Below are 26,367 nucleotides of genomic sequence, written 5' to 3'. Positions count from 1 at the left end.
ATAAAATTTAAACATTCAGCAGGAGATATTCACGCTCCCACGGACTGATTACTTCCATAAAAGTTTCAAACTCTTGGCGTTTGATTGCAGCATAAGTACTGACAAACACATCCCCTAAAATAGCACGTATCACTGTATCTTGTTCAAACAAATTGACTGCCTCAATGAGTCCACGCGGCAACTCAATATTATCAGCGTTTACATTATTTGTCGCTGGCTCATCCGGCTCAATTTTTTGTTGCAAACCAATAAGACCACACGCTAAAGAAGCTGCAAGAGCTAAATAAGGATTCGCATCTGATGAAGGAAGTCTATTCTCAACACGTCGCGCTTGAGGAGCAGAACGGGGAACTCGAAAAGCTGTAGTACGATTATCATATCCCCATCGCAAATTAACAGGAGCCGAATTATCAGGGACAAGACGTCGATAAGAATTCACATAAGGTGCAAGCATCACAAGTACCCCTGGCATATGTTTTTGCAATCCACCAATAAAATGGCGAAAACAGATACTTTCTTCACCATTTTCCTGTGTAAAAATATTCATACCGGTTTTCTTATCAACAACCGATTGGTGAATATGCATAGCAGAACCCGGCTGCCCTTGAATGGGTTTTGCCATAAAAGTTGCATACATATTATGTTTTAGTGCTGCTTCACGAATTGTTCGTTTAAACATAAAAACTTGATCCGCTAACTCAATAGGATCACCATGACGTAAATTAATTTCAAACTGACCTGCTCCTTCTTCATGAATGAGGGTATCAATTTCCAATCCTTGTGCCTCTGAAAATTGATAAATATCATCAATCAAATCATCAAATTCATTAACACCAGCAATGGAGTACCCCTGTCCACCACCAATTGAACGCCCAGAACGACCAACCGGTGAAACTAACGGATAATCAGGATCGGGATTTTTTTGTACCAAATAAAACTCAATTTCTGGTGAAACAACAGGGCTTAAACCCATTTTTGTGTAAAAGTGAACCACCGTTCGTAAAACATTGCGTGGTGTGTAATCTACAACCTGACCATTTTGATACACAAGATCACAAATCACCTGTGCCGTAGGAGCATCTTCCCATGGAACAATGCTTAACGTAGAAAGATCAGGCTCAAGGCGTAAATCACCATCTGCTTTAGGATATTCAAAACCATGACCATCTTCCGGATAATCCCCTGAAATTGTTGCCATAAAAACTGCTGAAGGCAATGCCAATGATGTTTCCGATGTAAATTTTTTAGAAAGCATCATCTTGCCCCGTGGTACCCCTGCTTGATCAGGCGTAATACATTCAATATCCTCTACCTTACGGAAAGCAAGCCATTGTGAAACTTGTTCCCAATTGTGCACACCACGTAAACTTTTGAGAAAACGAGAAACAGGTTTAAAATTCTTACTTTTCGTTTGTTTACCATTTTTTACATCCATAACATACCAACTTTAAAAACAATCAAGTCCTATTCTTATTGTATCAGCCCATGCATAAACGACACGAAAAAAAATTATCAACTGATATTTTTGAAGAATACTATAAGATCCATCAAGGTAAAAGAACTTTGCGCTCAAAAAGCTATCCTATCACCATAGTGAAAAAATTGATATTGCACGCGATACATCGGTGCGAACCTTCTCCTTATATAAAACAGCGAGAAATACCATATTGTACGTAACCTAATTCCGATTCAAATAATCATATATAAGCAAACATTGGCGAGAATAATAAAGGCGAGATATTTAATTTCCTTTTGGTTGTAGCAATGCTTAATTAAAAGAAAAGAAACTTTTCTTTTAATATGAAGCAAGTTTTGTAACTCTATTGTTATCCACGTAGAAGTAAACACCCTAAGATGGTGAATAGCCTTTACAGCTGTGCTTACAAATACTCACCCCGCCGTAATATGCGTAAATGTATTTTCAGGATAAGACATACGCTCAGCATTTCCAATATGAAACTTAACCATCGCCTGCATAATAGAGCTATCAACCTTGTTCTGAGCGGATGGTACAAACTCTGCACTTATATCAATTTCCACCGCTTGACATTGCTCTTCGCACACAATATTTAGAGCTGAGAATCCAGTAGAGCATACCAAATCCAATAGATAGGAATTTTTGCTAATTGCGCCATGCGGGATCCAACATCTGATAGTCTCCAGCCCACTAGGAGATGTGTTATTTATATCTAAAAAGCCAAAAAATCAGGATATGAGAACACAATAATATCAATTTCCTTTGAACTAAAGTCCTTCATCGTCGATCTTCCACCATCGTAAATTTTTTTTGTATCAGTTGCTTTCACATACTTTGACTTCTGACCTAGTGATACTGTGCAGATTGAGTACACATCCCCAGAGCCCAGATTGTAATTAAGTTCGTACCATTCTGCTCTTTTATAGAGCTAATATTTGAAAATAAATAACCATAATCTTTAGATATAACACGCCTAGGTTCAATAATTACCGTAAGCTTATGTAAACCACAACCCAATTGTGATAATGCCTCATAAATTTTACGAGGGTATTCGTCATTGATCGTCATGGCATCGCAGAACGCTGTGGAAGTCGGATATCCCCGCCTAAACTGATAAAACTTTTTTGATCCTTCAATGCGTAAATATCCTTTCCAGCCTTAGTTAAGGTGGATACTATTAACTCAGTCGAATTCAAATTAGAGCCCACATGAAAAGGCGCCCCATTAAGCCTAATCCTATTGGATTCTAGCAAAGATAATGCGGCACGTAACTCCGCCGCAGTCATACCAAAACGCGATCTATCCCCGTTTGCCAGTACATGGCACAATCTCAATGAGATTTTAGGTAGTATATCAAAATGGCGTGCAAGAGTGATGATGTCATGTAATTCGATAATATTATCACACTGGATATTTATATGTTTTCTAATAGGATAACTCTATCTCTTCTCGAAGTTTTACAGGGATATTAAAAAATATATATCTACCTTTAAAACCATCTTTTTGCGCTAATGATATTTCATAACCAGACGCAAATTCCAAATCCCAGCAACATAACAAAGATGCCCCGCACGTCCATTAAAATACCCTGCTTTTTCTCGCCCTAGGCATTCATAGCCCGACCACGTAAAACAGGATACCAATTACAATATCAGACCATAAGGCTGCAAGAGAAAGTTCTTTTATATTTTTATCTTTACATTGCCTCTTAAACAAGCTCATCTGTTCATATAATGAGTTATATGTATAATACATATAACTTCTACAAAAGGAGGATTCATTATGTTCCGTGAAAATCTTTGGTAATACACTCGGATGATTGGATCACCTGTCGCCCGTCAATAATATAGTGCGCGTTAAGAAATTGGGGGAGGTAAACTATGCAACTCGTGGATCATCCTTTTGTGAAGTTCGATCAACTCAAGCCGATTTACAACTTCACATATCCGTTATTTCGCACTATTTCAAATGAATTTTACGATTACCTAGACTTTAATAAACTAGCGCAAAGTAAGCAGATTCCACAAGCGCGTACCATTTCTCTTTATTTGCATATTCCCTTTTGCGAAACCATCTGTTCCTTCTGTCCCTTTCAGAAAGGGGCCTACAAGCACGTTAAGCAAATCGAATCTTATATGTCAGCGCTTACCACAGAGATCAGAACCAAAGGAAATTTCATTCGCTCGCTTAGAGGGCCCATCCGCAGCATCTATATAGGGGGCGGCACACCGTCGCTCTTGTCCGCAGATAATATCCGCCACATCGGAAAAGTATTGCATGCCGAATTTGAGCTCTCTTCCTTAGCCGAGTTTACACTGGAAAGCGAACCGAAGAGCGTCACACGTGATAAACTTTATGCTGCCCGTGAGATCGGCGTTAACCGGATCAGCTTCGGTATACAGAGTTTCATTGAGCGTTTCCGATCATTGTTTAACCTCACCTCAACACGTGAACAAATCAACAATACCGTGGCTTGGTCACAAGAGATAATTGGACATGTCGGTTTCGACCTACTATATGGCATGCACAGCCAGCAAACCGAAGAACTATTATACGATTTGAAGCAAGCCAGCGAGCTTCACCCTGAAACCATCAACCTCTATGCAATCAACAATCTGGCTATCACGTCGCAACTGCATAAGTCTTACGCACAAAAAGGGCTTAAACCGTCCAGCCTACAGCATCGACAGATGCTTCGATTATTTAGCGACATCGTTATGCGCAGCTGCGGCTATGCGCCGTGTAATGGGCATTCCTATATCAAAATTGCCAATAACACTCCTCTAACGCTCGCTAAAACGAGTTCAGCTAATTATTTCCGCTATCACAAATATTTGCATGGTTATCATGACGATTATGTGGTTGGCTTCGGGGCGTCAGCACTGTCGATTCTCGGCTCACTCGTCACACGAGCCAATCCCAGTCGAAGCGGATACATTACCGACATACAACTTAAAGGAAAATCCAAAGTATACTACAATTGGGTATCAGCGGAGCAACAAGCCTCCAAAGCGTTGTGTATGCGGCTACCTTATAACGGCTATGCCAAATATGCCAAAAAAGAAAGAATTGACTGGACCGCACTTCCCTCTTTCGTATACAATAACCTACAATAGCTCATAGGTGCAGGTCTCATCGTAGAAAGTGATAACGATCTTCAACTGACTCAGCGTGGTTGGCAATGGTATTCCAACCTTATGTATTTTCTTCTACCTCAGGCAGATAGGAATATCTTGGACGGCTATGTCGCAAACATGCTGAATACAACCGCCGTACTTGATGGACCAGCGGAAACCTGTGTGGCATCTTAAGGAGAACAGAATGTTCACGCTTTTTTCCAACAAGAACATACGCTATTTTTGCCTAACCGTTAGTCTGCTCGCCTTACTCAGCGGTGCTTTGCGCACTGCCATCCCGCTATTAGCAAGACAATCTGGATATGGCGTAGTCGGAGTAAGTTGGGCGCAAGGTCTCTTCTCATTAGCGTGGCCAATTTTCGGCATCCTTGCAGGCGCTTTACTTGATCGCTGCGACAAAATAAAACTTGCAACCTCGGCTCTCCTCATCTTCATGCTACTGCATATTGTACTGTTCGTACTGCTCACGATACAGATTACTCCAGCCGAACAAATTTTCTTCTATGCAACCATTGCTGGATTCATCGTCGTTTCTGCCGAAGCTTATATAATGACTATTCCACCACTTATCATGGAGGGAGAGCGATTGATGACCTTCTACTCAATTGTCTTGTTTTTAGATTTCGGGGTCTCCTATTTTCTTGCCCCTGTCATAACAAGCAGCATTTTAGCGCATAGCACACTGCTATTTCTCGGCCTGTTAATCGTGCTTTTTATCACATTGATTTTTACCGCTCGCCGTGCTGTTCCGATATCGCCAACACCCGATAAAAAAAACATCACTTTCCGTTATATCATTGCCGGATTTCGTTTCATTTTTTCAAATCGGCATCTTACCTCCCTTACATTACTCACATTCTTTCTATCGGTGGTATTTGGAGCATTCCTAACCTCGTTCATCTTCTTCGTTACCGACAGTCGGTATCTGGGCCTACATAGCAGCCAATATGGCGTGATGTTTGCAGCCTACGCGCTTGGAACAATGGCAGGTGCCCTATTTGCGTCGCGTATACGCTATGCACCGGTGCGCCTAGCTGTTCTCACTGACGGTTTAGGAACTGTTGTCTTGCTTTTGATTCCAGCCTTTTCAAAAAGTGCTGTCGTCGTATGGGGCGTCACCTTTATTGCTGGCGTTGGAGCAAGCTTATGGTTTATTGGTGTTACCGCCTTCAGGCAGCGCCTCACACCAAAGCAACTTCTCGGGCGAGCTAATTCTGCTTTTCGAGTGATAGGCTATGCTGGAACGCCGGTCGGAAGCTTTTTGGTCGGCGTCCTTGGTTCTTTTATATCATTGCAGTTTGCTGCCACCTTTATCGCTGGACTACTATTGGTAGCTATCGCGATAACGCTTCCATTTCTTTGGCAGGCTGATCATATAAACACCCCCAACCCTGCCACGAGGTAACAGCTGCTTTTAAAAAAAGACACGGTCAAAAAAGGCACACATACCCTATTACGCAATCGATTGATTTATTCTTTGGACGAGAAAATTATCACCATAATGGCTGATAGAGCCAGCGGCACTATAGAAGCAGCCAAACAAACGCTAAAGACAAAACAGCCCCTTTACGTTGATTGGGCGATGATCCAACACCTATATGAAGGATGCAGAGAGCTTATAGCGTACGAAGTGCAATTCTTAACCAAAAACTCCGCCCTAGCAATACCCACTTATACTCCAGTTAATCCGTTACCCGCTGGACATCAAATGCCTCACCCCTCTGCTCCTCAAAATACATTTTGCTGCACTTACGCGCCGTATTCTTCCTTTGTAATTAGCCGTATTCTTCCTTTGTAATCAAAAGAGCAGCCCTCCTTTCCTAGTTTAGGATCTTTGCCTACACAACGCAGCAACAGATGCGACCATATATGCAATCACGCCTTAGGGCCTGCATAGTAGAAAGCTTAGTTCGAGAGATTCATAAAGCCTATATTCCAATAAATTTTCCACCCAATCCACCTTTTAAAAGGGCGGCTTTATATAAACCGTTAGAGCAAGCTATGAAATCCTTAGGTGTATTAGAAATAATTGACGGTTTTTACCTCAGACCAATGTTGATTAACTTTTACTCGTACATATACGCAAGCGGTGCTACTCTTTTCTCAGATAGAAAGGAGATAATCGTTACCATCTGACCTATTATTGTTTGAAAATAAAAAAAGTATCAGTGCGACTGATGATATTGAAGAGCTATCTCATTATGTGGCTGTACTTAATTACGGCATTGGGAAGCTAGACACGCAATCACCCATTTCTGCGCGCCTTCTGCATAATATTCATAAGATTTTATTACGCGGTAAACGCGGTACGTCCAAAAGCCTTGGCGAATTTCGCAAAGCACAAAATTAGCTTGGTGGTACACAACTAAAGACAGCGTCATTCGTGCCGCCCACTCCTACCACAGCCCCCCACTCTCTCTACCACCATCCCCCCCGCTTAGAATCGCGCCAACTCATCACCAGTGCCTCGTTAAACACCACACCAGTCTCAAGGGCGGTAAAATGCGCCTTGCCGCATTTAATCTTCAGCATTTCTTTAAGGCGCAAATCAAAATCGCTATTCGTTCCTTTTGTTTCCAGCACAAAGTAAAGCTTTTGTTCGCCATCCCTCTCTAAAAAACCGCCCAATCAGGCGTATAAGAACCAATGGGAGTGGCTATTTTTAAATTTCTTGGCAGTTTAAAAAATAATCTTACATCAGAGTCATTATCGAGATTTTGCGCAAACTCTTTCTCAATACGGCTCTCACAAATCTCATGATCATAAACACTTTTCTCATTGACCACCGTTGGCCCTATGATCGCCTTTTCCGACCTAATTTTACAGATGTAGAATCAATCTTATTATGATGCGCACATCCAGAGATTATTTTATCCTCTGCATTAGAACCAAAAACATGAACAATACGCAGAGGCTTCGGTAAGAAGGCCAACCGCTCAATCTCAACCTACACGAAAATGCATGTGCAGGCGAATGCCCTCCATAATATGCAATATTTCAAGCCCGTCCAGAGGGGTACCCCTTTTAAAAATTGTGCCTATGGCTTATAATAATCTCCAAAATATACATTTAGCCCTTGTCTGAAATAACTCAATTTTGGATTGATGAGAACGAAAACGCGCTGCGATAATCACGTTGTTCAGCCCTTATGACCGGCAAAAGGGCGCCAATATTCCTGTACCACCAACGACTAACTAACGGTATTTCTTATCATTTTTGATCATATCCTCCACCCTTATTGTACATTTTATCAGCAAGATGTGCGCAGCAAGCCCGTACATTTACGCTGCTAAGTCTCCGTGTACGGTTTTCATTCTCAAACGCAAAATCATCTTTAGCCGAAGCAACTTGATATTGCAGCGCCGGTCCATAAAGCGTATGCACAATTGGTACCAAATATACACAGGGCAGTGCGCATTTTGGGTTATATTGTCATGAGAGAGATGACCAAAAACTTTATCCCAAAAGCATTATACTCTAAATTATCAAGAGCATTCTTCAATCCCCCTGAATAAGACCCGTGATAAACAGGGCTTGCAAGAATAACATCGTTAGCGTCTGCGATTGTTTTGACAAATGCATGCGTTTTAGCATCACAATGGTAATGACTTATAAAAACAACAACTTTTTTAAATGCCTCCTCAACGGCGTATGAATATAAGCACGTTTTTTCTCGTCATTTTTTAAGGTATTAAACTCTTCCAATCTACCGAACTTACTCTTAAATTGTAGCCGAATGATTTTAATAAACCCATATTATTTTAAAAACTCAACAAATAATATTGAGGCTACAATCAAAGACACTTCTTTTCAATATTAAGCAAGTTTTGTAACCTATATTGTTATCTCCATAGAAGTAAAACAGCCTCTATGGACGATGAGTAGCTAAGCCTTCACAGCTAGTGCTTTACAAGCGCTTTTATAACACTCACTCTGCCCCAAATATAGGATTGCATTTTATTAAATAACCCACGCGCATATAATTAAAGAGAGAAACGATTAAGCTTGCACCAATCATGCCAAGCCAATAGCCAATAAAGTCATATTCAAAAAAATGCGCCATTAGTGCTCCCCCAAATAGGCCTAACCCCCAATAACTTATTGCTACAACAATTGTTGACCAAAACGTATCAAGCAAGCCCACAAGTATGCCATTGAGCATAGCACCTAAAGTGCCAAAAGCAAAAGACAATAAAATGAACGGAAGCAACTTCCAAGAGAAAACAACAACGCGTTCTGAAGAAATATTAAAGATGGTTGTAAGGATGAATCCATAAGAGAGATAAACAATCCCTGATAAAAACAAGACATAAGCTACAGCAAAAACAGTGACACTCATACGCAGCTGTTTTAGAGCCATATTATTCCTATCTGCTCTATACCACGCTGCTATTGTCGCGGCTGCGCTGGAAATCCCCAAAGCCACCACAGAAATAAGCATATCGAGACGCATCCCTATCGTATGCGCGGCCAAAGATTCGACCCCATAAGCCGTAATCATAAATGCAATGACCGAAGGAAAGCCCTCCGCAATAAGAATACGTATACCAATGGGTAGCCCTACTCTCAGCAATTTTATTATTCGTAAAATCTCTAACTTTGGTCTCAAATAATTAAAGCGAAAAGAATGAAAAGCAGAATTGCGGGAAAAAATTATTGCTGCTGCAATAACAATTAAAATACGGATCAAACTGCTCGCAATTCCTGCACCAAAGACACCTAATCCGCTTGCAGAACCTATACCAAAAATAAGCGGCCAAGAGATAAGAAAATTCACGAGGATAGCCGCAAGCATAACCCAGGTTAACGGCTTTGGATTACCAATTGCTGACAGTAATCCCCGGCTATTCACATAAAGATAAAAAAACACCACTCCTATAGCAGCACCACTATTATATTCCTGCGCTATATTGGCAATTGTCCCATCTTGGCCGAGAAAACACAAAATATTCCTCGTGTTGAGTAAAATGATCGCACTCATTATTCCAATCACAAGTGAAAGCCATATTCCTTGATCAAACCATGCCTTTAATGCATATCTATCTTGTCTACGAAAACTTTCCGCAAGTTTTGGTGCAACCGCGGTAATAATACCTAGCCCAAACAACATAACAAAACTAAATATACTCAGAGCTAACATTGTACCACTCAAGGCTTGCACGCCTAAATGCGCTACAAGCGCTGCATCTGTGAAGGAAATCATCATCTGAGAGATAAACCCAACAGCCAGTGGCATGCCAAGAGAGAGCAATTGCTTCATCACAACAAACATTGTGAAATACCCTTCCATATTGAAGGGCATATTAAGCTCAGATCTTTTAAACAAAACACATTGATTTTTTCCGTAAAGTCTTTCCATCGCAAGTCTTGTGTAAAGGATGCATAATGAGAACGCATTAAGGTAAGAGGAGATGCCCAGTTCTTAAAAAAGAAGCGCAATGCACCTTTATTGGTTTTTTGTACAATATTATGCCCCCAAGCAACTACAGTCATTGATAAAAGATCCTCAGCGAGCCGTTTGTTCGTCTTGTATATCCATTTTTAGTATTTTTAATCAAACTTTTTGGTACTGCAAGTAATACACCTGTGCTAACCTTTGCTTACTCGCTGCTTACATACGTAAAAAAAACAAAGCCGACCAAGTTGTCAAAAAACACAGGCATTAGCATTTTTACAATCCATTGTGCCTATACACCAATTAAAAAAGAGCGTTTATGATACATAAGACACCTCGATGCCCCACCGCTCTACGATCTAAAATTATGAAACTTTAGTTCAACAACCAACGCACAATATTTTACGAACGCAAAAGCACCATCTAGCACTCACTAGGAGAGCATTCTATAACTATACGCACCATGTCCACATCACAAAACCTATAGAGACTTCATATGAATGATTGCCCTCCTCAAAAATAATAATTTTGGCCTCCTCCGAATCCAATCTGAAGTATTCATTTAACAACACATCAATATCATATCCTCTTGATATACTCGTTCGCGATATTTCTGGAGAATAACAGCACAATCATTTGGCGCATTCAAATCGGTAAGCATCTCTGCTAAAAACGATGGACAGCTATTAATTTCGACTCAATCCATATAAGATGACCCACACACTATTTTTTCCTGTGTCTTTATGTAAGTCATAGGCAAGTCCCTATTCAACTGTATCTTCACTCTCAGACCTCTTCGTTTTTTATTAACTTTTTATCAGTATAAAGCCAAGCCAAATTAAGCGGGATAATTGAACATATACAAACCAAGGCAAAACAAAAAGCTGCTTCTATACAAACATTATTTGCCAACCAACAATCAGCACAAGCGCTAAAATACCAAAAATACGCGCAAGAAAACTAACAATGGATAAAACCGTATTTGCATTCTTTTGTTGAATATGTTTAAAAAATTCTGCTTCAAACTGCGTCATAGGAACAGAAAAAAACTGTGAAATACGGTGAATAAAATAATAGGAGCCCAACTGTTTGCAACGAGAAGCAGAGCAAGCATAACAACAGCACTTAGGACGAGTGAGCACAAAGTTATCGCCATAGGAGCATATTTTTGCATAAGATATTTAATCACAAAGCGATTAAATAAGTATTTTACGAGAGTATAAGACACAAAGCACAGGCCAAGAATAAGAATTTTAGTCTTTCCTGTCGCATTGTCTAATACTCCTGTCTGTCCCAAAATAAAAGGTTGCCAAAAATGAAATATTGGCTGCAATGCAGCAACAATAAAACCACATATCAATATGTAATATAACCCGATTTTTGAGGTAACTAAATAAGTAAAAGCTTCTGTTGCATGCAACAAAGAACCCGAGTCTATTTACTGACTATCCGAAGCGGATGCAATACCTATCCCCGTCACCCGACTAAACAAGAATACAAGCACGAGAAACCCGAAAGAACAAAAATAATATGCCGACTGATAATTATCCATACACAAAACAATAAGAACACCTAGCGCACCAGCAACCATATTCATGAATGCCATCAGTTCCCGCTTATAGACGTTTACTTGGTGGTAGATCAAACTACCCTTGTATCCACCGCCGTCGATTAAGCCTTTAATCCATGTGCTATCAGCGCCAGAACATAAAGCAAAGCCTAAAGCATATATAATTTCTGCCGGAATTAAGACAGAAAGATTAGGCGCGTAAATAGATAAAAAGAAGAAGAGCGAAAAAAAGAAACATGATAAGATAACATTTTTTTAACGCCAATTTTATCTCCTAAAATCCCACAAGGCACTTCAAAAATACAAATAGCCGCGCTAAACACAATTTGCAATAAGGCTAACTGTGCTATACTAACGCCCATAGACAAGAAAAAAAAGCATGGAAGGAACCTGTAATCAGCCGAACCTCGCTCATTGCCCCACAGCCATAGAGCAACTTTTTAACTTCATAATCTATCGTCATTAATATATCCAAAAGCTATAAAGCTGGCAGCTTTTTTTGCCGCCAGCTTTGTATATTTTAAAACTTCAATTCATAGAAGCGCCTCAAGCAGCCATTTTCTGCTCACTTGCTCGGGCTTTGAGCGCAGCAACATCAACCCGTTTAATTTTTTTTCAGTGGTTTATACATATCTTTAGTTTTCATAACTTTACCTCCTGTATTAAATGAAAACAATTAAATTCAACATGAAGTGTACATTATAACTACCTTTTATCAATTTATTATTTTGATATAAAAAGCTTTTCTCCCCTCCCCCTTAAGTATTTCATGCTCCAATCATTCTGTAACAACCACCGCAGCACTTGGAAACTCATGCGCCCCTTCGGGCAAAGTACGCTTATATTCACGCCAATTTATCACCGGCTGGTCGTTAAACGCAACGCTCGTTTGCAGTGCAGCAAAATGCGCTTTGCCGCATTTAATCTTCAGTATTTCTTTAAGTCGCAAATCAAACTCGCTGTTTGCCCCTTTTGTCTCCAGCACAAAGTAAAGCTTTTGTTCGCCATCTCGCTCTAAAAAAACTGCCCAATCAGGCGTATAAGAACCAATGGGAGTGGCTATTTTAAAACTTCTTGGTAGTTTAAAAAACAATCTGACTTCAGGATCATTTTCAAGACTTTGTGCAAACTCTTTCTCCACACTGCTTTCATAAACCACATGATCATACACACTCTTCTCACTCACAACAGCTGTACGCTCTAAATTTGCCACAAGCTCTTCACTGGTAAAAAGCTCTTGCACACTATATTCTTGCCCGACCAGCTTTAAATATTTAATGCCATCAATTGTAAGATTAACATGGGTTTTATTGAGTATTTCTTCTATGCGCTCTAAAAAAGCTTGTGGATTTTTTACAAACTCATGCTCACGGCCACTCTTGGTCAAAATACCAATAATTGTCTTTGTGGTTAATTTCAGCTTTAAGGTCAAATAATGTACAATGTTCGGCAGTGCACAAAAACTATAATCAAGCGCACTCTGCTTTAATAACTGCTCTTCATAGGTCACACCAGCACTATCCAGTTCTATCTCTGCTGTCTGATAAACCAAATGCGCGGGCGCAACTGGCGCCATTTTTTCCACTGCATCCACTGCTTTGGCAACAAACTCTGTGCGATCAAGCTTTGCACGATAAGTGGTCTTTTTATTGATCTTCTCCCACAAGGCCAAAAACTCTGGTGAAGCCACTGTTTGCTTTTTAAGCTTAACCCGCACCTCGCGCGTAGCATTACGAATAATCGGCATGGCTTGGCTCGCTTCTAGCGCCTGCAGCACAGCTTGCTTCTGCCCTTTACTAAAACGTTCACTTAAATCTAACGTCCCAGTCGCCCATTGCGCTTTTAATGTATCTGTGATTTTTCCTGCTGATGTAAGCAAGGCTTTTTCACGCAACTCAACCAATATATCAGCAGCCTCTTGCGAAGACAGAATTTTTGTTTCCGTCACAGCTGTCATATAAATCAGATCTTGCAGCGTCTCAACATTAATAAGCGCGCCCGCATCAGTTTTTTTCACAATTTCTTGACGCAATTCGCGTGGCATTTCCTCCGCCCCTATAGCCTCAAATTCGCTCGCCACTAAATCTTGATCTACTTTAACGACACCCGCCTCATCAATAAAATCTTTTGCAACAAGTATTTTAACAATTTTTTGTGCTTGCGATACTTCCACTTTAGCGGCCACATATTTTACATCTTCATAAATACGGCCAACCAAATGCTCCATCTGCAATGTACCAAGTTTATAACCAATATCCGCCTCTAATTCTTTTTGCAATGTACTCACAAACTCAGCAAAGCTTTCATTCACCATGACATGCAGCACATTTATATCTTTATCTTCTACCTGTTCACCGTGTTGGTTTACGCACAAGCGCAAACCGCGACCAATCTTTTGCCGTGCGGTAAAATTCGATTTTTGCTCAATCAACATACACACTTGAAACACATTCGGATTATCCCAGCCTTCTCTCAAGGCAGAATGTGAAAAGATAAAACGCAAGGGGCATGCAAAAGATAATAACCACTCCTTATCACGCATAATCGTGTTATAAGTGTCATCATCAGCTTGGCTGTCGCCCTTTGTATCCTTATACACGCCTTTCTTGTCTTGCGAGAAATAACCGCCGTGCACATTTCGAACATTTTGCGCAAACTTAGTTCGTAAGGAGGCATATTTCTTTTTCGTCAACAGCTCTTCATAACATTCTTCAAACATACGCTCATAAAGTGCTGGCTCTTCATCAGAGCTACGATATTTAGCCACCTCATCAATAAAAAAAAGTGATAAAACTTTAATCCCTAAAGGCGCAAGCCGCAATTCTTTATCTAAATGTGTTTCTATAGTGCGATAAATTTGCGCGCGTTTAAGCTCTATTGTATTCACATCACCAAGGGCGTGGCCAAATTTGACAACTTCAGTATCAGAAAACTCAACAGCTTCATCCCCCGCCATGCAATTGATACCCGAAACAATATAACCCCTATAAAGCTCACGCCCGCCCGTAACGCGATACAGATCATCGCCTTGTCTCACTGTAACTGTTTTGCGGCTCACAGTGCCATTCTTTCCCGCAATATCCAACTCTAAGCGCGCCTTAAAGCCATGTTTGTGTGATACGGATTTCAAGGCAATATAGGGACGGTTAAAATCTTGCTCTATCTGATTAGAAGAGACACAAATTTGCTTTACCAGTCCTTTTTGATAAGCATCAACAGGTGTTAAACGATATAAAAGATTAATCTCCTCTTTATGCGTGGCACTATAGCGGAAAACACAAAGCGGATTAAGGCTCGCAATAGCCTCTTTCGCTTTTGCTGTACTATCCACCGATTGCGGTTCATCTATGATCACAATCGGATTTGTATCTTGGATATAGCGCATAGCACTTTCGCCATTCAGTCTATCTTGCGGAAGATTGATAATATTTTCCGCTTTTTTAAATGCATCAATATTGATAATCATAATTTCAATATTGGTAGAGCTTGCAAATTGGCGAATTTGCGAAAGATCTTTTGAATTATAAATAAAATAACGATAGGGCAGATTATCAAACTCTGCTTGAAAATGCTCCCTTGTTACTTGAAGTGATTTATATACCCCTTCGCGAATAGCAACACTTGGTACGACGATAATAAATTTGATAAAGCCATAGCGTTGATTTAACTCAAAAATCGTCTTGCTATAAACATAAGTTTTGCCTGTTCCCGTTTCCATCTCAATAGAAAACTGCTTTTGCTCTAGCGCCTTACTCGCCACGAGTTTATTGTTCTGTTGCACCTCTTGTAAATTTGCTAATATAGTTTCATCACTAATCAATAATTGATTACCATAACCAAATTCATTTAACGCTAATTGTCCTTGTTCTGAACACAAGAAAATAGAAGAATCTCGTCGTGGTTGGCCTTTAAATAAATCAATGACGCTTTTAACGGCATCATTTTGAAATTCTTGTTGTTTAAATTTAAGTTTCATATCGCCGCCCCAATCGTCTCTCTATAGTTTAAATTTTATCAAAACTTACTTCATTGTCTTTAAAGATAAAGTCGCAATTAATAAGCGCCTCATCACTTTTAAAGGCCGCATCAAGCGCTACGATTTTTACGGGCAAATACTTTATCATCTCTTCCGCATCTTCGGGGTCCAAGGGCGGGTCTATGGCTATAATCACTAAGACATCGCCTTCGCTCTCACCTATATAATAGAATTTTTTGCCATTGATTGGTAAAGGATAAATTTTTAAATCCAATGGCCAACCATATTTAAGTATGATCTCGAAGATAATATCTTGATGAGAGCGCTCGGAATTCACCCCCCGTAAAATATGATCCAAACGCATTTGCAATTGTTCTTTAACATCAAGTGCATTCGGATCAATCGGGCTATCGTCCCATATGGAAAAGTTGGAACTATCGAGCTCTAGCACGCGAAATCCGATGTCTAAAGGCTGCTTGCTTGTGAATTCTGCTTCATGCTTTTGCTTGATTTGTGCACCAGCGCGGCGAATACGTTCGCTACCTATATCGCAGATAGTTTTATAACCAGCCTTATAAGCTTCGCTCTTCTCATCACACAATTCAGGCAATTGCACCATGATGAATTTGCGATTGCCACCATCTTCGGCATTCAAAGCCATCACTGCATGCGCTGTTGTACTAGAGCCAGCAAAAAAATCGAGAATGATGTCGTCTTTGTTCATGCCGATTTGCATGAGCAATTTTATGAGTTTGGTAGGTTTAATATATTCAAACAATCCTTGAACATGCATTAATTGATCAATTTCACGTTTGGAAAAAGCGGTATCACCTGAAAACTCTCGTTTAAAAATTCCTGCAAATTCTTCATCAAAATTGGCATCGATCTCCTTGCCGAAAAAAGTCGTAGGAACCAACCCATCTTGAGTCTCATTTAAAAACCTTTTAATCATAGGATAGGATTCGCCTTCGCCCCATATGATCTCATCATTAGCAATTTTTTCTTTCAAAACTTTTTCGCTAAAAGCCCAATAACGCCCTTGCGGCCTTTTCAGAACCACCCCATTCGGCTTGGTAATTGTATAATTGGCCGCATAGGGTTTATGAGCCGTAATGGGGTCCGCTTTCCAAGGTCCCTTAGGATGATTATCAGGATTTTTATATGCTGAACTATCTGGTCGCGGTAACAGGTTTCTCTTGAAATTCTCCTTATACTTTGCGTAGCATATAATATATTCATGGCTGACAGAAAAATATTTCGCTGAATTCTTGCGCGTGTGAACCTTCTCCCACACCAATTGAGCAACAAAATTTTCTTCACCAAACACCTCGTCGCACACTTTGCGCAAATTATGCACCTCATGATCATCAATCGAGATAAAGATCACCCCATCGTCACGCAATAAGGTCTGTGCCAAAAGCAAGCGCGGATAAATCATATTGAGCCAAGCCGTGTGAAACCGCCCCATTGTCTCAGGGTTTGACTTCGTTGTCTGCTTGGTCACTTCCTTATATCGCGCCAATGGGTCTTTAAAATCATCATCATAGATAAAATCATTCCCCGTATTATAGGGCGGGTCTATATAGATCATCTTCACTTGGCCAAAATAAGCCCGCTGGATAAGTTTTAACACTTCAAGATTATCGCCCTTAATATAAAGATTATGTGTATTATCAAAGTTTACGCTCTCCTCGCGCTTCGGGCGCAATGTCGCTAGTGAAGGCTTTTGTGCAAGCTTTAAACTTGCTCCTTTGCCCTTCCATTCAAATTTGAACTTCTCAAAATCATTATCAATATATTCGCCGCATAGATTAAGAAGCTGATCTATATCCAGCTTTCCCTCAGCAAAACATTGCGGAAAGGCTGCTTTTAACTTTTCTATGTCTGGATTAACAGGGCTTTGACTCATGCCCTCTATTCTATCTTCACCCGCTATTATACTCATCTTTGCGCTTCTCCGTTACGCTTAGTATAAAATATGTCTATGAATATTTCTTTTGTACGTCGCAATTCCTTTTATCCTATTTATTTCTATATCCTCTGCAAATTTACTTTCATGAAAAGTGTCATATAAGCTGTTCTCTTTATTTTTTAAAGTTTCTTGTGCTTGTTTTATGTCTTTTTGCTTACGCAAGTCGGCTAGATCAATTCGCATTACCACATTTTGATCATTTTGCCTTTCTTTGATTTACTTTGAAAAAGCAATAATTTCGCGCCCTAAATTAGCCGCTGTTTGGCATAATAAAGGCGGTTATTTTATATTTTTTCTTGTGTGCTATTATGGCACTTACAAATATTATCAATAAGCTTATCAATTGGCACAAGCACATCCCAAATATGTCTATCTTTTAGCCTTGTCATATTTCTTACAAATCGAAGAGCTGTATCGTCAATTTGACGACATGCCACCATGGGTAATTTTAAAATTGCGTCACATGTGGCTTGGTCAAGCACATACAAGTACTATCACTGCCAACGAAAACATAAATTTCTTCATCATTTATTTTGACGCAATAAAAACCATTTCACAAGGGATTATGTCAGCATCCACTTCTAGTTCTCCCTTGTCCGCACAAGCAAGATTTGCTAAAATACCTTTCACGGTGTGTAAAAACACCCTCAAACGCCCACCAGCAAGCTGAAAATCCTTCCCATGCCATAAAACGCTTTGCCTTTATAGGTTTTATACTGTGTGTCAGATTCATAATAAAATATAGCTCTTATCATTTTATCCCTGAGTGATTTGTATTGCCTTATCAATCATATAATTAGACTCATGTACAAACCATGCTTTTACAATCTGCCATAGGAATGTATTAATCTCTTGCACTCGCTCCTTAAATATATTGCGGCATGATTTTTACATTATCAGCAACGTTGGTATTAATTGCCAACCTTCATGACGGTAAGCTTTAACAAAGCTTTCGTCTGCTTCTTTTTGTCGTCCCGTCAGTTAAACTCTTGCTTTAAACCTTCTTCGGTTTTACGTCTATATATAGCGCCGCGTATTGGTTTTATCGCTTGTTTAAGCACCTTTCTTGTCCCCAGTCATCCTCTCATCCCCGCCTTACAAGGCCAAAAAACAAATGGCCATTCCAATTGATGCCGGTAATATGCTTAGCAATAGCTTTCAAGCTTTTGTAAATCTTGCCCTCATTGATAGCCTTTTGACACCACAAGCACATGATGCGTTTGTCCTAAATAATCGTCACTGAAATAAGTGTGCCATAAGGCTTTGGGCTCCTACATTAACGTATACTTTACAGTGGCTATTTCTTGCTCTAATTGTTTACAACTCATTGTCTAATCCTCTCAACACAGGAATGTTCTATTTCCTCGATTAGTCCAGAAAATAGTGTGTGTTCACAAAGTTAGACAAAAATGCAATTTATTCTTTTTCATTGGATAGCTCAACTCCCTCCACGCTTAGAACCAATAAACCTAAGCTTATTGCTGCTATAAGTTTACCGCGCACCCAAAACGAGAAATTTATATCCTATTGAAAAAATAAATTTAGAAGATCCCTTCTTAAACAAAGTCTCGACTAAATAAGATGGTTTGAGCATTTTTAGCAAAAAGAGATAAAAATTCACTATCTCAAGGATCTTAACTACGTTATCGATCATACGCAAAAAAAGCTGAGAAGTGCAGATTTCTAAAAGAAATGAGAATAGTTTTATAAAGAGAAATGGTACTGCAAGCGATACATCGGTTCGAACGTTCTCTTTAAAAACACACCGTAATTACAAGCGGCTTCAAAAAACAGCCTTACTAATATAATATTAGCTAGAGGGTTACATGTATATCGCAATAATAATGCACTCATTCCCGCAAGAGTGCTCCACATATTATGGCGTAGACTGTATAAACTCTGCCGCTCTTGCATACTCAGACGTAAGGCCACTTAGTCGTATAGCAGCCGCAGTTTCAACGTAAAACAGCGGACGCTTCTGTATCATAATACTTGACAGAAGCATCAACAGCTAAGGATATAGGAACTAATTTATATTTTTTCGAAATGTTATATATAAATTTAATGTGCCGCCCCAAAACACACCACCAGTGAACCCACTTAAAAGACCAAAAAGAAGGTTAAAATCAAATGCATATTTCAAATCAGGTACAACCTTGAGAAAAACAATCAATGTGAATTTGATGACAAAAGCGATAAGAATAAATGTCAGCGTCAACGGCGTACCAGGCAGAATAATGAAATCCGTTCCTTCTTTGATTTTTAAACGCGCAGTAGCACGCCAGAGCAACCAGCCAACGCCAACGCCGATCATCAGCCCTGCCAACATTGAGACTGCTCCCCAGCGCAGGAACGCCAGCTCTTTAATCACATCGCTTGCGCCCAAAAAAAGAAAGACTAACGGCAATAGAAAAAGGCGGTTAACCTTCATTTCCCTATCTTTCAATGCGATTATTCCCCTCGCAATGAGAAAAATAAGCAAAATCCAGGCCCATAAAGGAGTTCCAGTCAGAATGTTAAACAATGACATATTATGCTCCATGATGTTTGATGCGATAAAAATATCGCATCATGTTAGGAAAATATTTAGAAAAAAAGATACCAACACAAACTAAACCCATATTGATCCACCAAAGCTGGGGAGTCCCTTCAAAAAAACATTGGGCAGCCCATTAGCAAAAAATATGATAACCCAAATCCATGTAATATATTTATTGATGAGATACAACATAATATGTCTACGTTTTTCCTCACAGACACCAGCACTGGCATAAAAAATAGTAAAGGGTTTCTTTAGTAAAAGGCTAATCAATTTTATCTTCACCCGCTATTATACTCATCACTGCATTTCCCCTTATGCTCAGTATAGAAGAATAGAATATTTATTTTCATGCATATTGCAAGCTTACTGTAAAAAAACAAAACCTTATAGGGGAATTATAGCGATTCTACTTAAACAGAGGCCTTAGGTTCGTATCACGCGCGCCACCCACAAGATGCATACCGACCAAAAATGAGCAATTTTATAACATATTGAAAAATAAATATAAATTGAGCGGAGACCTTTTTAAAAAAGTCTCCGCTCAATGAGACGTTTTGGCCATTTTGGGCGAAAAAGAGGAAAATACACCCGCGCAAGGCCTCGGCTCTGTTATCAGTCAAAGGCAAAAAACGCCGAAAACTGCGTCTTTTAACCGCTTTACAAAACACTGGAAAGGAGAATGAGAAAAGTTGTAAGGAAATCAATGGTACGGTTGGTGGGATTTGAACCTACGACCTCTGGTGCCACAAACCAGCGCTCTAACCAACTGAGCTACAACCGCATAAAATCAAATGTATCATAACTGTTCACGATTTCGTAAACATTTATTCTTTGCTTATGTGACATAAGGAAGATCAACAAAGTTTGCAAGCCCCTTTAAAAAAATCTCGCAATTTTTTGTGAAGAAAAAAGCGTTTTTTACAAAGGAAATTTTGCCCAATGCTCAAGACTATGATCACGATAGCCTTTTATGTTATCAACTCCATCTTGTTGCATCATCTGCAAAACCTCTTGCAGAATAGTTATGACAAGATTTGGACCTTCATAAACCATCCCACTATATAATTGAATCAAATCTGCACCAGCTTTTACTTTTTCCAAAGCAGTCTGTGCATCCTTTATACCGCCAACACCGATAATTGCAATCTCCTTCCCTAATTTTTGACGCATTTTTGCAAGCATAATAGTAGAACGCTCAAAGAGTGGACGTCCAGAAAGCCCACCCTCTTCATTACGGAAGTGACTATTGTTAAGACCTTGGCGTGAAAGAGTTGTGTTAGAAACAATGAGTCCATCAAAATCAGAAAGTTTTATTTCTTCAGCAACATCATCTAATTCTTTCTCTGATAAATCAGGAGAAATTTTTAAAAAAATGGGAATGGAGAATCCATGCTTGTTCTCTTGCTCATTTCGCGCTTGCGAAATTGCACTCAACAAAAGATGCAAACTGTCACGGGCCTGTAAATCACGTAAACCTGGTGTATTAGGAGAAGAAATATTAACCGTAAAATAATCAGCAACATCATAAAAATGAGCAATACCAACAGTATAATCATCAATCTTATCGACCGTATCCTTATTGGCTCCAATGTTGACTCCTATAACACCAGTTTTTTTACACGCATGCAATCTATTGTAAACAACTTGATGTCCGTCATTATTAAAGCCCATTCTATTAATAATCGCTTCATCTTCTTTTAAACGAAAAAGCCGTGGTTTAGGATTTCCAATCTGAGGCTTTGGTGTCACTGTCCCAATTTCAGTAAAACCAAATCCTAACCGAAAAATACCATCTACAACCTCTGCATTTTTATCAAACCCCGCTGCAAGACCAATAAAATTTTCAAACTCAAGACCAGCAACAGTTACACACAAACGTTTGTCGATAACCTTTTGACAACCATTTAATCCACTTTTCAGCCCAAGAATCGCTAAACCGTGTGCTTGCTCTGGATCCAACATAAATAAGGCAGAACGGCCAATACAACGAAAAAAACTCATCAATTCTTCTCCACAACATAAAAATGATCCATCGCACCTCACCTCTACCTTTTAACACAAAAGATTTCCAATCAAAGCAAGCATATTATCCAAATAATATTCCCCTTCTAGAAGAAAACTCATCACATAATAGCCATACATGTTTATATTGGTTATACTATGTAAAGAACTTTTTATTCTTAAAAAATGTTTCTCTTTTTCGACATTTTTTAAAGATTAAAATATGAATCCTAATCTTATAAAATTCAGCATGAATTGGAACATCAATGGCTCTTACCATAGTCATGGTTTTATGACGCCTTATGCAGGCACGCTCATAATTTTCTTAAAAATGCAGGCAAATTATCTCTATTCCCAAAGTTCCTTTGTGTAATATTGTTTTCAATAGAAACAAAGCTTGTTCTATAAAGCTATTTTTTCCTAGCATTTATAGGATACATAGTTCATAAAATCATCTAAATTCATACTATTGTTGCACTATTTATGAGCAACAGAATGTTCAATCAATTTGTACTCTATTGATAATCTGCGTTGTTTTCTTTGCCATTTCTGATGTATTAAATACAATTTTGCATCTATTAAGTGCTCTGCCTAACATATATTTTAAGTAATGACAGTTGATTATTGAACTCAAACATCATACCAACGACTTCCAAACCAAAATGATCTTGCAAACCCTAGAGCTCTGCTATTTATAAACTGATACAATCTTCCAGCAGATGAAATGTGTTTCTTCCATCCGAATTATCGCCATTTTAGCTCATGTAACCCAATACAAATAGCTTTTAGATAAGCCATAATGCCCTCCTAATTGCTATTATCGCTTACTAAATTAAGAGGAATTAAATTATAAGTTTTACTCCTGTCTCATCTATCTATTTCTTCTATCAGTGCTGAAATATATTTTTTATTCCTAAATTCTCTTTTTATGACAAAATGTTATGCTAATATATGTACTTCATTTGAAAAGCTTTCTGATAGCTCAACTTTCTACACTACTTATTTTGTGGTATTGTGTAAAAACCTCTCTTTTTAATGTTAACATAAAAATCTTGAGGCAATTATATAAATTAAGCTACAGTTTTCTACTTTCTGTTGAAAAAGCAGATATAGTTTTTATCAAAAAAGCTTTTTTCTAGGAAATATTCTATGTACATTCAAATAGAGCCCTAAAGCTCTTTATTAAACCTTATAAAGTTCTTTGAAAATAATATTAATATCGTAATATAATCCTAAAAATAAAATCTGCCCTTTCCTTTTTCATCAAAAGCGGTAAGTAAATTACCGTATATCGCTTATATAAAGGGGAAAATGCAATGCTTAAAGAATTCAAAGAATTTGCCCTAAAAGGTAATATGATTGATCTTGCTATCGGTGTGATTATAGGGGGTGCTTTTGGTAGCTTGGTCAACTCAATTGTCAATGATATTTTTATGCCAATCATTGGGCTGATTACAGGTGGGATTGATTTTTCTAATATGTTTATTCAACTTGCTGGCGAAAAACAAGCAACATTGAGTGCCGCCAAAGCAGCTGGAGCAACCATTAGCTATGGACACTTTATTACTTTACTCATCAATTTTCTCATTATTGCTTGGGTTCTTTTTTTATTCGTTAAGGCTATGAATAAAATTCGTAGAAAAGAAGAAGAAAGCCCCAAAAAAACGTCTTCAGAAGAACAACTTTTAACAGAAATTAGAGATCTTTTGGCTAAGAAAAAATAATTTTATGCAAGATTTACATCATGGAACACGAGGAAAAAACATTTCCACAGTTGTTCCATGATTGGGTTTTGAGAACAGTAAAAATTGTCCCCCTCTTTCTTCCACCATTGCTTTACACATTGGGAGGCCTAAACCTGTTCCCATAAAAGCGCTATCACCAGATCGTCCATCTTTGCGCTCTACTTGACCATAAGGTTGCAGTGCCTGTATAATCTCTTCTTCGTTCATCCCTATACCATTATCACTCACTGAAATTTTTACACGTTCTTTTCTATAAGAAACGTGAACAATAATCTGTCCACCCAAAGGTGTAAAACGAATAGCATTGGAAAGAAGATTCCATATAATCTGGCGAAACACTTGTTGTGATACAGGAATAAATGGAACGTGAGGTGGAGCAACAATACGCATGATAATGCCGTTCTGATTGGCTTGAGTTTCAAGAAAAGCTATCGTCGCACGTAAACAAGATATTACATCAAATGTTTCAGAAATAAGGGAAGAATCAATCTGGTTATCGGAACCAGAATAATTTATCTTCGAGCACTCTAGTAATTGATTAATCAGCAATAATATATGTTTTCCAGAGGAAATAATATCGCGTAAATATCCATGATAGCGCTCATTTTCTATCGAACCAAAACGGCCTTCTCTCATAATTTCTGCAAAACCAATAAGAGCATTCAAAGGTGTTCGTATTTCATGAACAACTCCAACGATTTTATCCTCTTCTGCTTTTTTTTCTCCTGATGGAACTGTTTGTGTCCTATCACGCAACATAACAGCATAATTGCCTTGCTTTACCAAAAATACAATCGTTATCAAAACGGTTATATTTTTATGATTTTTTGTCATTAAATCAGCGGTTTCACTGCGATTTAAAACCTGATTTTTTTCCTCCATACGGATTGATTTAAAATACTTTTCAACCAAAAGTCGGCTTTGCAAAGTAAATAATGAAGAGAATGGTTGTCCTCGTAGTTCATTTATTTCATAACCCATTAATGCTAAGGCTGCCCTACTCGCTGATTGAACAAAGCCCTCTTCATCCAACCATAAAACACCATCTGTTGCTGTATCCAACAATGATAAAACTGCAGCGGGCTCTTTTACGAGAGCTTGTTCTATAGCATTTACCGGCAATGTTTGTGCATATGGTAACTGAATAGCTGTTTCTTCAACTAAATTTTCTTCTTTTACCGATGAATTCAATTCATCACGCAATTGCTCTGCAATTTCACGAAAAGCTGAGCGTTCTATCTCCGTAAGACATAGCATTTCTGTTTCTAGCTTTTCATTTCTTTTTTCTTGGACTTTTTTTTGTATTTTTAAAACACCAAAGCCACGAAACCCCTTAAGCTGCTTTTTAACATCAAAAATTGGCAAAGCCGACAATTCAACATCAAGCCATTGTAAGCAACCATCAACAGGCCATTGAACAATCTCTTTACTCCAAGGCATAGCCGCTTCAATAAAACGACTGAGAACCAGATATCGATCATCATTAAATTGATGAGCAAGCTCATGAAAACTACACCCTAAAATAGAAGAAGAGAGAGGACCAACAACTTCAGCTAGCTCTTTTGAGACTTCACAAAACAAACCATTGTGATCGATTTCCCACGTAAAAGGCCGTGGCAAAAGCTCTGGTGTAAAACGAAAAGCTTCTTGCTGACATTTTAATTCATTTGTATTTAACTTTAACTCATCTGCTTTTAATGGCATAACTAAAACTAAAAAGTGTTGAATTTACTCTCAAATGAATAATGCTAATTTGTTTACAATTATCTATTCTGGTTAAAATAACTTGATATCTCATATCAATTGTCTGTAGCAAAATTTTGACTGTTTCATCAACAAAACAAGAATAAAAAGAAGCTTCCAGCTCTTGTTGCTTATTCACCCATTATGTAATAAATCTTGTTACAATAATGGTAACATCTCCCTCGCATAAATAGTACTCAAAAAGAATACACTTATTTTACACATTCATGCGCCTTTTTTGAAAAGATATCTCCCAAGATCCCCAAGCTTATTTTACGACGTCATCTGTAAATGGTGTAATGTAAAAGTCCCTATAGAGGATATCAAGGCATTGTGCATTACCATTTTTATACTTATAAAAGAGCTGGTTAGCACCATCATTATACTAATTTCAGCCCCTAATGTTATCAATAGTTCTCGGCATTTGAAGGCGTTCATAAGCAGCCTTTTTATTTTTTAACTTTTTTACTCCTACATTATTATGATACGCAAGAAAACGGTTTTAATTGTTTCAACAGAAACAGATTTGAAATGAGAAAATCTTACAATGTTTGAGACTTTTATTCACTGTGAATAATGATAAATTACTATAAATCAATATACTGCATTATCAAAATCTCTTTTTCAAATAAAGCTTCTCGTAAGAACATCTTTCTTGAGCCAATAATATCAAATGATAATAAATTCAGCGTGACGCTTTAAAGTATCCTATGCAACAGAACTTGCATATTGGGCATTTTTCTTATGATGCTCTCAATAATCTCCCAAAGATCTTTCTTTCATTAGAATCGCTACAAAAGAAAAAACAA

22 protein-coding genes and 1 tRNA gene are annotated in these 26,367 nt (G+C 38.5%); 6 read left to right on the top strand and 17 right to left on the bottom strand.

The features are described 5' to 3' along the window. Positions 1–7: 7 nt before the first annotated feature. The 3 genes from ACFIMK_RS03700 to ACFIMK_RS03690 form a co-directional block, all read right to left on the bottom strand. On the bottom strand, positions 8–1,435 hold the full coding sequence (locus ACFIMK_RS03700) for a glutamine synthetase family protein (protein ID WP_375682995.1): 1,428 nt from the start codon (positions 1,433–1,435) through the stop codon (positions 8–10). Between the two features lie 455 nt (positions 1,436–1,890). Next, complete coding sequence (locus tag ACFIMK_RS03695; protein ID WP_375668516.1) at positions 1,891–2,127, bottom strand: class I SAM-dependent methyltransferase; 237 nt, start codon at positions 2,125–2,127, stop codon at positions 1,891–1,893. 414 nt (positions 2,128–2,541) lie between these two features. Beyond that, on the bottom strand, positions 2,542–2,889 hold the full coding sequence (locus ACFIMK_RS03690) for a hypothetical protein (RefSeq protein ID WP_375668515.1): 348 nt from the start codon (positions 2,887–2,889) through the stop codon (positions 2,542–2,544). 468 nt (positions 2,890–3,357) lie between these two features. On the opposite strand from ACFIMK_RS03690, the gene ACFIMK_RS03685 reads away from it, so the two are divergent. The 4 genes from ACFIMK_RS03685 to ACFIMK_RS03670 all read left to right on the top strand — a co-directional run bounded on the left by ACFIMK_RS03685 (position 3,358) and on the right by ACFIMK_RS03670 (position 6,964). Beyond that, on the top strand, positions 3,358–4,593 hold the full coding sequence (locus ACFIMK_RS03685; protein WP_375638015.1) for a coproporphyrinogen-III oxidase family protein: 1,236 nt from the start codon (positions 3,358–3,360) through the stop codon (positions 4,591–4,593). A 205-nt stretch (positions 4,594–4,798) separates the two neighbouring features. After that, positions 4,799–6,019 carry an MFS transporter gene (locus tag ACFIMK_RS03680; RefSeq protein ID WP_375638013.1) on the top strand — a complete coding sequence of 407 codons (1,221 nt, stop codon included), beginning with the start codon at positions 4,799–4,801 and terminating at the stop codon, positions 6,017–6,019. A gap of 60 nt (positions 6,020–6,079) precedes the next feature. Beyond that, complete coding sequence (locus ACFIMK_RS03675) at positions 6,080–6,412, top strand: hypothetical protein (RefSeq protein ID WP_375693520.1); 333 nt, start codon at positions 6,080–6,082, stop codon at positions 6,410–6,412. Positions 6,413–6,817: 405 nt separating this feature from the next. Next, a complete protein-coding gene (locus ACFIMK_RS03670; protein ID WP_273787870.1) occupies positions 6,818–6,964 on the top strand; it encodes a hypothetical protein in 147 nt (48 codons plus the stop codon). Between the two features lie 68 nt (positions 6,965–7,032). Here ACFIMK_RS03670 and ACFIMK_RS03665 read toward each other — a convergent pair whose 3' ends face one another. The 9 genes from ACFIMK_RS03665 to ACFIMK_RS03625 all read right to left on the bottom strand — a co-directional run bounded on the left by ACFIMK_RS03665 (position 7,033) and on the right by ACFIMK_RS03625 (position 17,500). Further along, the gene (locus tag ACFIMK_RS03665) at positions 7,033–7,242 is read right to left on the bottom strand and encodes a hypothetical protein (RefSeq protein ID WP_375612065.1); all 210 of its coding nucleotides are present in this window, start codon (positions 7,240–7,242) and stop codon (positions 7,033–7,035) included. Further along, positions 7,227–7,400 carry a hypothetical protein gene (locus ACFIMK_RS03660; protein WP_375612064.1) on the bottom strand — a complete coding sequence of 58 codons (174 nt, stop codon included), beginning with the start codon at positions 7,398–7,400 and terminating at the stop codon, positions 7,227–7,229. Before ACFIMK_RS03660 ends, ACFIMK_RS03665 begins: the two co-directional genes overlap by 16 nt. A gap of 424 nt (positions 7,401–7,824) precedes the next feature. Continuing rightward, complete coding sequence (locus ACFIMK_RS03655) at positions 7,825–7,998, bottom strand: hypothetical protein (protein WP_375638007.1); 174 nt, start codon at positions 7,996–7,998, stop codon at positions 7,825–7,827. A 40-nt stretch (positions 7,999–8,038) separates the two neighbouring features. Beyond that, positions 8,039–8,227, bottom strand: coding sequence for an NADPH-dependent FMN reductase (locus ACFIMK_RS03650; RefSeq protein WP_375612108.1), 189 nt, complete (start codon positions 8,225–8,227; stop codon positions 8,039–8,041). 315 nt (positions 8,228–8,542) lie between these two features. After that, positions 8,543–9,886: an MATE family efflux transporter gene (locus ACFIMK_RS03645; protein WP_375681452.1), complete on the bottom strand. Its 1,344-nt coding sequence runs from the start codon at positions 9,884–9,886 to the stop codon at positions 8,543–8,545. Between the two features lie 1,013 nt (positions 9,887–10,899). After that, positions 10,900–11,151, bottom strand: a complete 252-nt coding sequence (locus ACFIMK_RS03640) for a hypothetical protein (protein WP_375638002.1) — start codon at positions 11,149–11,151, stop codon at positions 10,900–10,902. Positions 11,152–11,447: 296 nt separating this feature from the next. After that, positions 11,448–11,615, bottom strand: coding sequence for a hypothetical protein (locus tag ACFIMK_RS03635; protein ID WP_375631516.1), 168 nt, complete (start codon positions 11,613–11,615; stop codon positions 11,448–11,450). A 742-nt stretch (positions 11,616–12,357) separates the two neighbouring features. Next, entirely contained in the window at positions 12,358–15,555 is a 3,198-nt protein-coding gene (locus ACFIMK_RS03630) for a DEAD/DEAH box helicase family protein (RefSeq protein ID WP_375638000.1), read from the bottom strand. 28 nt (positions 15,556–15,583) lie between these two features. Next, positions 15,584–17,500, bottom strand: a complete 1,917-nt coding sequence (locus tag ACFIMK_RS03625; RefSeq protein ID WP_375637998.1) for a site-specific DNA-methyltransferase — start codon at positions 17,498–17,500, stop codon at positions 15,584–15,586. Between the two features lie 370 nt (positions 17,501–17,870). Between ACFIMK_RS03625 and ACFIMK_RS03620 the strand changes: the two genes are divergently transcribed. Then, complete coding sequence (locus tag ACFIMK_RS03620; protein ID WP_375637995.1) at positions 17,871–18,197, top strand: hypothetical protein; 327 nt, start codon at positions 17,871–17,873, stop codon at positions 18,195–18,197. Positions 18,198–18,611: 414 nt separating this feature from the next. Here ACFIMK_RS03620 and ACFIMK_RS03615 read toward each other — a convergent pair whose 3' ends face one another. From ACFIMK_RS03615 to ACFIMK_RS03600, 4 genes are all read right to left on the bottom strand, one after another. Then, positions 18,612–18,740: a DUF2924 domain-containing protein gene (locus ACFIMK_RS03615; protein ID WP_375631508.1), complete on the bottom strand. Its 129-nt coding sequence runs from the start codon at positions 18,738–18,740 to the stop codon at positions 18,612–18,614. A gap of 813 nt (positions 18,741–19,553) precedes the next feature. Beyond that, the gene (locus ACFIMK_RS03610; protein WP_375631507.1) at positions 19,554–20,057 is read right to left on the bottom strand and encodes a hypothetical protein; all 504 of its coding nucleotides are present in this window, start codon (positions 20,055–20,057) and stop codon (positions 19,554–19,556) included. A gap of 716 nt (positions 20,058–20,773) precedes the next feature. Continuing rightward, positions 20,774–20,850, bottom strand: a tRNA-His gene (locus tag ACFIMK_RS03605). 137 nt (positions 20,851–20,987) lie between these two features. Further along, a complete protein-coding gene (locus tag ACFIMK_RS03600) occupies positions 20,988–22,070 on the bottom strand; it encodes a quinone-dependent dihydroorotate dehydrogenase (protein ID WP_375627812.1) in 1,083 nt (360 codons plus the stop codon). Between the two features lie 1,316 nt (positions 22,071–23,386). Here ACFIMK_RS03600 and mscL point away from each other — a divergent pair. Further along, the gene (mscL, locus tag ACFIMK_RS03595) at positions 23,387–23,794 is read left to right on the top strand and encodes a large conductance mechanosensitive channel protein MscL (protein ID WP_026500234.1); all 408 of its coding nucleotides are present in this window, start codon (positions 23,387–23,389) and stop codon (positions 23,792–23,794) included. Between the two features lie 18 nt (positions 23,795–23,812). Here mscL and ACFIMK_RS03590 read toward each other — a convergent pair whose 3' ends face one another. After that, the gene (locus ACFIMK_RS03590) at positions 23,813–25,519 is read right to left on the bottom strand and encodes an ATP-binding protein (protein ID WP_375612060.1); all 1,707 of its coding nucleotides are present in this window, start codon (positions 25,517–25,519) and stop codon (positions 23,813–23,815) included. Between the last annotated feature and the right edge of the window lie 848 nt (positions 25,520–26,367).

Origin of the sequence: Bartonella sp. AP280QHHD (assembly GCF_042196125.1) — a bacterium.
Lineage (GTDB): Bacteria > Pseudomonadota > Alphaproteobacteria > Rhizobiales > Rhizobiaceae > Bartonella.
The sequence above is the reverse complement of the archived record's forward strand: the minus strand, read 5'-3'. Positions and strand labels throughout refer to the sequence as shown.